This window comes from Kitasatospora nipponensis, from assembly GCF_039528135.1.
GTDB classification, from domain to species: Bacteria; Actinomycetota; Actinomycetes; order Streptomycetales; family Streptomycetaceae; genus Kitasatospora; species Kitasatospora nipponensis.
The window spans coordinates 18,527-28,434 of sequence record NZ_BAAALF010000104.1; the positions used below are offsets into that span (position 1 = coordinate 18,527).

General features: G+C 74.6%; 9 protein-coding genes and 1 riboswitch. Of the genes, 2 read left to right on the forward strand and 7 right to left on the reverse strand.

Annotation, left to right across the window (positions count from 1 at the left end):
* Nucleotides 1-63 precede the first annotated feature (63 nt).
* The 4 genes from ABD323_RS25185 to ABD323_RS25200 form a co-directional block, all read right to left on the reverse strand.
* Nucleotides 64-1,143 carry an NADH-quinone oxidoreductase subunit B family protein gene (locus ABD323_RS25185; protein ID WP_344444224.1) on the reverse strand — a complete coding sequence of 360 codons (1,080 nt, stop codon included), beginning with the start codon at nt 1,141-1,143 and terminating at the stop codon, nt 64-66.
* 184 nt (nt 1,144-1,327) lie between these two features.
* On the reverse strand, nt 1,328-2,986 hold the full coding sequence (locus tag ABD323_RS25190) for an APC family permease (RefSeq protein ID WP_344444225.1): 1,659 nt from the start codon (nt 2,984-2,986) through the stop codon (nt 1,328-1,330).
* 197 nt (nt 2,987-3,183) lie between these two features.
* On the reverse strand, nt 3,184-4,143 hold the full coding sequence (locus ABD323_RS25195; protein WP_344444226.1) for a LysR family transcriptional regulator: 960 nt from the start codon (nt 4,141-4,143) through the stop codon (nt 3,184-3,186).
* Between the two features lie 103 nt (nt 4,144-4,246).
* Nucleotides 4,247-4,981, reverse strand: coding sequence for a hypothetical protein (locus ABD323_RS25200; RefSeq protein WP_344444227.1), 735 nt, complete (start codon nt 4,979-4,981; stop codon nt 4,247-4,249).
* A gap of 191 nt (nt 4,982-5,172) precedes the next feature.
* On the opposite strand from ABD323_RS25200, the gene ABD323_RS25205 reads away from it, so the two are divergent.
* The gene (locus tag ABD323_RS25205) at nt 5,173-6,069 is read left to right on the forward strand and encodes an SURF1 family cytochrome oxidase biogenesis protein (RefSeq protein WP_344444228.1); all 897 of its coding nucleotides are present in this window, start codon (nt 5,173-5,175) and stop codon (nt 6,067-6,069) included.
* An 87-nt stretch (nt 6,070-6,156) separates the two neighbouring features.
* On the opposite strand, the gene ABD323_RS25210 is transcribed toward ABD323_RS25205, so the two are convergent.
* The 3 genes from ABD323_RS25210 to ABD323_RS25220 form a co-directional block, all read right to left on the reverse strand.
* Nucleotides 6,157-7,182: a hypothetical protein gene (locus ABD323_RS25210; RefSeq protein ID WP_344444229.1), complete on the reverse strand. Its 1,026-nt coding sequence runs from the start codon at nt 7,180-7,182 to the stop codon at nt 6,157-6,159.
* A gap of 402 nt (nt 7,183-7,584) precedes the next feature.
* Nucleotides 7,585-8,172, reverse strand: a complete 588-nt coding sequence (locus ABD323_RS25215; RefSeq protein WP_344444230.1) for a hypothetical protein — start codon at nt 8,170-8,172, stop codon at nt 7,585-7,587.
* Between the two features lie 139 nt (nt 8,173-8,311).
* Nucleotides 8,312-8,737: a PPOX class F420-dependent oxidoreductase gene (locus ABD323_RS25220; protein WP_344444231.1), complete on the reverse strand. Its 426-nt coding sequence runs from the start codon at nt 8,735-8,737 to the stop codon at nt 8,312-8,314.
* Nucleotides 8,738-9,063: 326 nt separating this feature from the next.
* Nucleotides 9,064-9,231: riboswitch (cyclic di-AMP (ydaO/yuaA leader) on the forward strand.
* A gap of 2 nt (nt 9,232-9,233) precedes the next feature.
* On the opposite strand from ABD323_RS25220, the gene ABD323_RS25225 reads away from it, so the two are divergent.
* Nucleotides 9,234-9,908, forward strand: a 675-nt coding sequence (locus ABD323_RS25225; RefSeq protein ID WP_344444232.1) for a transglycosylase family protein, incomplete at its 3' end; no start/stop codon positions are given.

Consider the following 9,908-nt stretch of genomic DNA (forward strand, 5'->3'; position numbering starts at 1 on the left):
GCGGGTGGGGCACCTCGGCGCGGTCGCGTCGGACCCGGCGGGACCGCGCCGAGGCACCCGGTCTCACCAGGGCGGTCGGTAGCCGGTCCTGATGCTGCCGGGCCGGCGCCACTTGGGCTCCTTGTCCACGGTCTTGGCCGTGATCGTCCGCAGCCGGCGGATCAGCGTGCCGTAGGCCGAACTGGCGCCCGCCGAGACGTGCGAGCCGGGCGGCGGGTCCATGAACGGCATGAACTTGTCCGGGAAGCCGGGCATCGTGCAGGCGATGCAGATGCCGCCCACGTTCGGACAGCCGCCGACCCCGTTGATCCAGCCGCGCTTGGGGACGTTGCACTTGACCACCGGGCCCCAGCAGCCGAGCCGCACCAGGCACTCGGGCGTGCCGTACTCGGTGGCGAACTGCCCCTGCTCGTAGTAGCCGCCGCGGTCGCAGCCCTCGTGCACGGTGGCGCCGAAGAGCCAGGTGGGCCGCAGCTTGTCGTCCAGCGGGATCATCGGCGCGGAGCCGGCCAGCTGGTAGAGCAGGTAGGTCAGGGTCTCGGAGAAGTTGTCCGGCTGGATCGGGCACCCCGGCACGCAGACGATCGGCAGGCCGGCCTTGGACTTCCAGTCCCAGCCGAGGTAGTCCGGCACGCCCATCGCCCCGGTCGGGTTGCCCGCCATCGCGTGGATGCCGCCGTAGGTGGCGCAGGTGCCGATCGCCACGACCGCGGTGGCCTTGGGGGCGAGCCGGTCGAGCCACTCGCTGGTGGTGATCGGCTGCCCGGTCTGCGGGTCGTCGCCGAACCCGCACCAGTAACCCTCCGGCTTGATCGCCTCGTTGGGGATCGAGCCCTCGACGACCAGGACGAAGGGTTCGAGCTCGCCGCGGTCGGCCTTGAAGAACCACTCGACGAAGTTGTCCGCGCCCTGCACCGGCCCGCACTCGAAGTCGATCAGCGGCCAGTGCACCGCGATCTTCGGCAGGCCCGGCAGCGCGCCGGTGACGATCTCCTCGATGCTCGGCTGCATGGCCGCGGTCAGCGAGACCGAGTCGCCGTCACAGCTGAGCCCCGCGTTGATCCAGAGGATGTGCACCGGCTTCTCGTCGTCCGGCGGTCCGCCGCTGGTGGCAGATGGGGCGGTGGTTGTTGTCGCATCCATGAGGATGCCTCCTCGAAAACGGGATGAGACCGACAAAACGGTCTCCCGACCTTGATAGCAGCCCCACCCCCGACCCGACCGCACGGGTGAGCCGAACCGGTAGCCCGCCGAGCGGCAACCGGGAACGGCCGTCCGGGTGACGACGACCCCATCCACGTGCCGCCGCACCGGACCTGACGGGACCTCAGTGGCCCCCTTCGTCGACGACCTCGACGTCCGCGACGTTGCGCAGGATCTCCTCCGCCGGCAGCGAGACGACCATCGCCCAGTAGTAGACGAGGACCGCGAGGGCGGCCACCAGGGCGATGTCCCACCAGAGCGGAATGTTCTTCTGCGCGCCCGCGCCGAACTGCCCCTGCCAGGAGAGCAGGCCCATCCCGACCAGGTAGGCCGGCAGCCACTGCCCGGCCCGGAAGTCCATGCGCGGGGCGTTGGGGAACTGCTTGGACCGCGCGTAGGCCGCGTACGAGCCCAGCAGCAGGTAGCCGAGCAGGATCGACAGGCCCAGCCGCCACAGGGTGTCCCAGCCCGCCCAGTAGATGACCAGGCTCGCGACCACGAAGGCCACCGGGGAGATGACCTCGCCGATCGGCAGCCGGTAGGGGCGCTCCACGGTGGGCAGCCGCTTGCGCAGCACGCCGAACGAGAGCGGCGCGCCCGCGTACATCAGCACCACCGCCGAGGTGATGAAGCTGACCAGCCGCTGCCAGCTGGGGAAGGGCAGGAAGCAGAGCACCCCGGCCACGAAGGCGACGATCAGGCCCACCCAGGGGACCGCCCGCCGGTCGGTGGCCTGCAGCCCCTGCGGGGCGTAGCCGTTGCGGCTCAGGCCGTAGGTGATACGGGAGCTGGAGGTGATGTAGATCAGCCCGGTGCCGCCGGGCGAGATGATGGCGTCCAGGTAGAGGATGGTGGCCAGCCAGCCCAGGCCGATCAGGGTGGCCAGGCCCGCGAACGGGCCGCTGATCCCCGGGTAGTTGAGCGCGCCCCAACCGCCGGCGAAGGCCGAGGCCGGCATCGAGCCGATGAAGACCACCTGCAGCAGGATGTAGACCACGCTGCCGATCAGCACCGAGCCGAGCACCGCGCGCGGGATGTCCCGGCGCGGGTTGGTGCTCTCCCCCGCCCACTGGATCGCCTGCTCGAAGCCGAGCAGCGCGAAGATCACACCGCTGGTGCTGATCGCGGAGAGCACCCCGCGCGCGCCGAACGGCGCGAAGCCCTGCGAGGTGAAGTTGGACCCGTGGAACTCCTTGATCGCGAAGGCCAGGATGGTCAGCAGCGGGATGGCCACCTTCCACCAGGTGGCCGCGCTGTTGGTGTGCGCCAGCCACTTGACGCCGAGGAAGTTGATCGCGACGAAGAGCGCCAGCAGCGCGGCGGCCACCGCGAGGCCCGAGCCGGTCAGCGTCCCGTTCGAGTTCTGCAGGCCGTCCGCCCAGCTCCAGTGCCGGGCGTAGCCGATCATCGCCTGCACCTCGATGGGCGCGATGGTGGCGGCCTGCAGCCAGGAGAACCAGCCGAAGGACATCCCGGCGAAGCCCCCGAAGGCGTAGTGCGGGTAGCGGGCGGTGCCGCCGGCCACCGGGAACAGGCCGCCCAGCTCGGCGTGGACCAGGGCCAGCAGCACGATGGCCACCGCGCCGATCCCCCAGGAGAGCAGCGCCGCCGGACCGGCCGCCACCACCGCCTTCTCGGCACCGAAGAGCCAGCCGGAGCCGATGATCGCGCCGACCGAGGCCCAGAGCAGCCCGATCATGCCGACTTCGCGGCGCAGCGCGTGCTGGGGCCCCGCGGTGTCGGGCGGCGGCAGGGACGGGGAGGGCGGGGCGCTCGATGCCATGGCTTTCGGCCTCTCGGCGGACACTCGGCGGACAACAGTGCACTCCGACGCTGCCGCACATCGGGCCGCCGGTCGGCTGTGCGCGCCGAGGCCACCGCACAACCGCCACCCTTCTGGGGTAGTGCGGACGGCGGCGACCGGGCTGGGGGTCGATCGCCGGGGCGGGGCTCGGGTCGATCGCCAGGGCCGGGCGGGGGTCACTCGCCGAGGCGGGGCCTGACGACCGGGTCGCGCTCCAGGACCCCGCGCGCCGCGAGCTCCTCGGCGACGGCGAGGACCGCCCGGCGCAGCGCCCGCAGGGCCGCCTCCACCACCGGGGGCGGGCCGCTGGGTGCGGTCCGGTGGTAGACCCGGGTCTGGAAGACGCCGGCCACCTCGATCGCCGTGACGGTGGGCCCGGTCAGCTGGGCGGCCGAACTCGCGGGCAGCACCACCGCCCCGAGCCGGGCGGCCAGCATCGCCCGCACCGCGCCGGGCGTCACCGCCAGGTGCTCGCCCGCCGGCTCCAGCCCGTGCGCGGCCCGGAAACGGCGCGCGGCGACGGCGCGCGCGGAGTCCGGTGGGGCGCCGATCCACGGCCGGCCGGCCAGCTCCGCGGCGGTGGCCGGGACCGGATCCCAGCCGGCCGGCACGACCAGCCGGTACTCGTCCTCCATGAGCACCTGCGCCGTCGTCCCGGCCGGCGCCGACGGCGCCTCCTGCCGGTCGGCGGTGACCACCACCAGGTCCACCTGTCCGCCGGCCAGCGCGCGCAGGCCCGCCCGGTGCCCGACCTCGTGCAGGAGCGCCGTCAGCTGCGGGTGCTCGGCCGCCAGGAACGCCAGCGCCCGGACCGCCAGCGCGGTCAGCACGCTGGGCGCCGCGCCGATCGTCACCGTCCCGGCGACCCGTCCGTCGGCCTCGGCCAACTCCCGTGCGGCGGCGGTCAGCTCGTCGGCGATCCGGGCCCCGCGCCCGGCCAGCAGCCGCCCCGCCGCGGTCAGTACGGGACGGCCGCCGGAGCGGTCGAGCAGCGGGCGGCCGGCCTCCCGCTCCAGCCGGGCCAGCGCCTGGGAGACCGCCGAGGGCGTCACGGCCAGCCGGCGCGCCGCCGCGGCGATGCCGCCGCACTGCGCGACGGTGTGCAGCACCAGCAGCCGCCTGGGGTCCAGCTCCACGACGCTCCCTCCCTGCGGCCGGCGAGGCTCCGGTCCGTCCCGCGAGTCCACCACACACCACGGGGGTACCGGATCCGGGGCGTACCGGTGCCCGGGTGCCGTGTCAGCCGGTGGGCTGCTCGAGGTCGCCGCGCAGGGTGCGCATCAGGGCGCCGACGTCGGCGGCGGTGAAGCCCCTGAGCTGCCGGTCGCTGAAGCCCTTGGGGACGAACGAGATCTCGCCGAAGGTGGTCGGGGTCAGCCAGAGGCAGGCGGTGTTCTCGGCCGCCAGCGCACCCGACCGCATCAGCTCCTGGCGACAGATCGCGGTGCCGCCGTGCGGCCCGGGGTCGCTGTCCTGCCAGCTGACGGTGACCCGGTCGCCGGTGCCGTCGAGCCGGGTCACCGGCTGCTGCCAGAGCGCGGCGTGCAGGTGGGCGGGGTCGTAGCCGGTGCCGTCGTAGCCGATGAAGACGATCCACTGGTTGTCGGCCGGGTCGTCGTAGAGCGCCTGGACGGGGGTACCGGAGAGGCCGAGCTGTCGGGCGCTCTGCTGGGCGGCGTCCGCCAGCTGCCGCCGGCTCTGCTCGGAGGGCTGGTGGAAGGCGTAGCCGCCCGCGCTGGCGGGGGTGCCGAGCCGGTAGGCGGCGCCGGCGGCCGCGCCCCGGACGGACGAGGGGGCGGTGACGGGGAGGGATGCGGCCGGGTCGGCGGGCGCGTGGGCGCCGGGCGGGGGCACGGGCTGCGGGACGGCGGCGCCGGCGGACGGGTGGTCCGCCGCGCAGCCCGTCAGCGGGGCGACGAGCGCGGGGGCGGCGGCCAGCACGGCGACCACCCGGCGAAACGCGGCACGGGACATGGACGGCTCTCCTCACCGGAACGCGGCCGCACCGGGCGCACCGCGGCGATCGGCACGTCACTCTGCCCCAGCCCTCCACCGCCTGGAAGCCAGCTGGGCTTAACCCCCTCGGTAGCGGAACTACCACCGGCGGCGACAGCAGCGCGGGGGCCGGTTCGTGCCGGGGAGCGAAGGGGGGATACCGTCGCCGAGTGTTGTTCCGTACTCTCCTGACCCGGCGCTGGGTGGTCCTGACCCTCGTCTTCTTCGCGATCATCCCGGCGATGATCCTGCTCGGACGCTGGCAGTACCACCGCTACGAGCAGACCAACCAGCAGAACGCCGTGACCGCGACCGCGATGCAGGCGCCACCGGTCGCGATCGACACCGTCTCGCGCCCCGGCGGGACCGTGCCCACCGCCGACACGTACCGCCCGGTCACCGCGACCGGGCACTACGACCCGTCGCGCGAGTTCGTGATCCGCCACCGCACGGCGGCCGACGGCGGCACGATCGGCTACTACGTGATCACCCCGCTGGTCACCGACTCGGGCGAGCTGGTGCTGGTCAACCGCGGCTGGATCGCCTCGGGCCAGGACGCCACCGTCTACCCCGCGGTGCCGCCGGCCCCCTCCGGCGAGCTGACCGCGACCGGCCGGCTGCGGCCCGACGAGACCTTCAAGAGCACCAACATCGCCGAGCACGGCGGCCTGCCGGACCGGATGTTCATGCGGATCGACAGCAGCGCGCAGGCCGCGCGCCTGAAGCAGCCGGTGGTCGCGGGCTACCTGGAGCTGGTCTCCACCAGCCCCACTCCGCCGGCCGCCGACGAGGCCGAGCACGTGCCGGCTCCCAACGTCACCAGCACCAGCGACCAGGCGGTCGTCGGACAGGGCGTCCACCTGCCGTACGCGATCCAGTGGTGGCTGTTCGCCGCGCTGATCCCGATCGGCTGGGTCGTCCTGCTCCGGCGTGACATCCGCGACGCCCGGGCGAAGCTGGCCACCGACGAGGCCGCCGCGGCCGGCCCGGCTCCGGACGGCACGGCTCCGGACACCGCACCCGTCCCGGTTGCCGAGCCCGACCCCACCCCGCGCCAGGTGTTCTGACCCGTGGGCCTGTCCGGCCCCAACCGCGCGCCCGAGGCCCCGTGCCGGCAGAGCTCCGCTGCCGACGCGGGGTCTCGTGCCGTCCGGCTACCCCCACCGGGCTCCGCCCTGCGCGGGCACCTGGAACTCGGGCTGCGGCGGCGCCTGGGCGGCGAGCAGCGGCGCCAGGTTCTCCCGGCGGATCCGGCGGTCGACGTAGAGCAGGCCGTGGCCGATCGCCCCCAGCGGCAGCGCGAGGACCACCAGGATCCCCACCCCCACCAGCAGGCTGACCAGGAAGAGCAGCACGCCCAGCGTCGTCGGTTCCGCCGACGGCAGGTCCCCGACCACCGCGCCGGCGTCGTCGGCCCGGACCATGCTGAGCTGCAGGCACAGCGAGCCGACGAAGCCGAACGGTGTGACCAACACCTGGGCGGCGCACGCCCCCAGCAGCCGCACCACGTGGGTCAGGCCGAGGGTCCGCCACCAGGCGCCCCCGTTCAGCTGCCAGGCCCGGCGGATCGCGTCCACCGGACGGCGGTTCTCCAGGACCAGCACCGGCACCGTCAGCGCGAGCCGGACCTGCACGTAGACGCAGGCCAGCCCCCCGAACGGGACGAGGAGCGCGGCCAGGGCGGTCGGGGCGGGCGAAGCGGTGATCAGGCCCACCACAACCGCCGGGAGCGCCGACACCACCAGCAGCCCGAACTCGGCCAGCCCCACCAGCAACCGGACCGCAAGGATCCGGCCCAGGAACTGCCGCGCCTGTGCCCAGAGTCCGCCGGCCGTGATCCGGCGGCCGAGGACCGCGTACCGGACCACGGCGGTACCGGTGGCCGTCGCGACGCCGGACACCGCAGCGAAGGAGGCGGCCAGGAGCAGGGCGCCGAGCACCGAGACCAGGACGAGGGTCCCGCTCTCGCCCGTCGTCAGCGCGTGCCCGGAGCGGCCACGGGCGGCGTCGATGACACCGCGCACCACGGCGTAGCCGGCCCAGCCGGAGACGGTGAGCAGCGGCACCGCACCCAGGGCGACGCAGAGCGGCGGGAGGTAGAGCGCCTTCGGGTAGCGCTTCATGGTGCCGAGGATGCCGCCGACGATGTCGCTGACGCCGAGTCCGGTCAGCGGGATCACCCCCGGGCGCGGTGGCGGGGGCCGGTAGCCCCAGACCGGTCCCGGGGGCTGCCAGGCCCCGGGGGGCGGAACGGGGCCGCCGGGAGGGCCTGCCGGCGGTGGCGGTGGCGGTGGGGCCGCAGCCACGGCCGGGGCCGGAGCCGGAGCTGCCGCCGCAACCGGACCGCGGTCCGCTACCTGATCCGGACCGCGGTCCGCCTCACCCTTCGGACCGCGGTCCACTTCGCCATCCGGACCACGGTCCGGATCGGGTGCCCGCCACACGTCCCCGTCGCTCATCGCTCGCTCTCCCCCGTCATGCTCCGGCGCAGGCCCAGAGCGTACGGGAGCCCCCGGGGGCGGGTTCCGGCAGCCCGGCGAAACCGCTCGCGGGCTCCGCACGGAGCACCGGCGACCCGACCGTCAGGCCAGGCTGTACCAGTCCCAGGCGAGGTCCTGGTCGGGCAGTTGACCCTCCCGCGAGCAGATCGTGATGAGCGGGCGGTCCTTCCACACCGTGGCGTCGTTGCCGCGCTGGCAGAGCAGCGTCCGGGCGTGGTCGGTGTTGGCGACCAGCACCAGCACCGCCTCCTTCCGCAGCGCCTCGAAGGCCGCCGCCTCGGGGTCCTCCAGCGCCGACCGCAGCAGCGCCCGGTCCGTCAGCCGCAGGCGTCCGCGGTCCCCGTAGCCGAGCGGTCGGGCCTCGGCCGTCTCTCTCGCCTGCGCCCGCGCGAGGGCCAGCAGGGGCAGCAGGGTGGGGATCCGCCCGGGGTCGGTGACCCCCTCGCCCTGCGCGGCCCGGTAGATGGCCAGGCCCAGCAGCGCCCGCACCGCCTCCAGGTCGGCGCCGGCCACCCGCGGGTCGTGGCACGCGGCCCACCGGGCCAGGCCGTGCGCCCAGTACATCGAGACGTCCAGGGCCGACGCGTTGCCCAGCAGCGCCGCGTCGGCCTCCCACCACCACTGCGGATCGCCTTCGGCCGCCTCGACCGCCGGCTCCAACTCGTGCACGGCCCCTCCTCGCTCCCCGCCGGCCACTCCGGACGGTGAAGTGGCGCACACCCTCAGTGGTGCGCACCCCCATCCTGCGACGCACCGGCGGGCGGTGTCCGGCGATCGGGCAAACCAGGCCGCGGCGACCGGCGCGGCCTCAGCGGGCCTGTCCGTAGTACCGCTCGATGTGCAGCTTCACCACCAGCCGGCGGTCCCGGACCATCGCGGCGCGGTAGTCGTCCCAGTCCGGGTGCTCGCCGCCCACCGTGCGGTAGAGGTCGATGAGTTCCTCGACCGTGGCGTCCGCCGGGTCCGCCGCCACCGGCGTCAGTTCGACCGTGCCCTCGGCGACGGCCCAGGACCAGAAGTCGTCACTGGTCACGTGGAAGCTGGCGCGCGGGTCGCGGGCGAGGTTCTTGACCTTGGCGCGGTCCGCGGTCACCGAGACCCGGATCAGGGCGCGGTCCGCGTCGTAGGCGTAGGTGACGTTGGAGAGCTGCGGCCGCCCGTCGCGCTTCAGCGTGGCGAGCACGCCGCCCTTGCGGGCGGCGAAGAGGGCACGGAGCGCGGTGTCGTCTGCCATGGTCCCAACTCCTTCTCATGGGGTGACGGTGGTGACGGTGGTGACGGCCGGTGCTGACGGCCCGCCACTCACCGTAGCGGCGGCGCGCGGACGGCCAGCGGGAATCGCCCGCATGACCGGTGTCCGAACGAAAGGTGCACCGAATATCCCCGAACGGGGGACGGCGGTGGCACAGATGTGCTTGCACGGACGACCGCTGTGACACCGTGATTCAGGTGTGACGTGCGTGATGCGGGGTTGTTATCGAGGTGATGATCCGTCTAGTCTCCGTGCAGCCCGCTGCTGCGGGCCCCGGAGTCGGTACGCCGAATCCTGCCCACCGCGCTTCCGGGACCTCGACCGACACCTCTGGGCAGGGGCGGGGGACCCAGGTTCAGTGCCGTTCCCCACGGCTTGGGGTGAAGCCGCCCACCGATGCGAACCGGCCGGGCGGCCGGGCCACCTCCCGGTCCGAACCCGACAGCTCACCTCGCAGGCGTGCGGAGAGGGACGTCCCATGGTCTTTTCCGGTTCCGGCCGCCACCGTCGTCCGACCCAGGCCGACCGCGCCGTCGCCGTGGCCTCCGTCGCCGGCGTCGGCCTCGCGCTGCCGCTGCTGACCGCGGCCAGTGCGCACGCCGCGCCCGCCACCGCGTGGGACACCGTCGCCCAGTGCGAGACCGGCGGCAACTGGAGCGCCAACACCGGCGACGGGTACTACGGCGGGCTGCACCTCACGCTGCGCACCTGGGAGTCGTACGGCGGCCGTCAGTACGCCTCCGCCCCCGACCACGCCACCGAGGCCCAGCAGATAGCCGTGGCCGAGAAGGCGCTCGCCGACCTGGGCCCGAGCATCTGGCCGAGCTGCGGGCCGGCGGCCGGACTGGTCCAGGGCGGCGCTACCGCCCCGACCGGCACCCCGGTGACCCCTCCGCCGACCACGCCGGGCACCCCCGACGGGTCGGCCGCCCCGGCGCCGGCCGGACCGGCCACCCCGGACCCGCCCACCGCGGCCGGCTCACCGACCGCCACCGCACCGGTCACCACCGCACCGACCACCACGGCGCCCGGCACGACGCCCGACCCAGCCACGGCCACGGCCACCACCGGCCAGACGGCCGTGCCCGACGCCGCCGCGACGCCGCCGCCGAGCACCCCGGCGGCCCCGGTGGACGCCGCACCGGGCAGCCCG

Coding starts and splice junctions, on each gene's coding strand:
- ABD323_RS25185 (WP_344444224.1), bottom strand. CDS start 1,143: ATGGATGCGACAACAACCACCGCCCCATCTGCCACCAGCGGCGGACCG.
- ABD323_RS25190 (WP_344444225.1), bottom strand. CDS start 2,986: ATGGCATCGAGCGCCCCGCCCTCCCCGTCCCTGCCGCCGCCCGACACC.
- ABD323_RS25200 (WP_344444227.1), bottom strand. CDS start 4,981: ATGTCCCGTGCCGCGTTTCGCCGGGTGGTCGCCGTGCTGGCCGCCGCC.
- ABD323_RS25220 (WP_344444231.1), bottom strand. CDS start 8,737: ATGGCAGACGACACCGCGCTCCGTGCCCTCTTCGCCGCCCGCAAGGGC.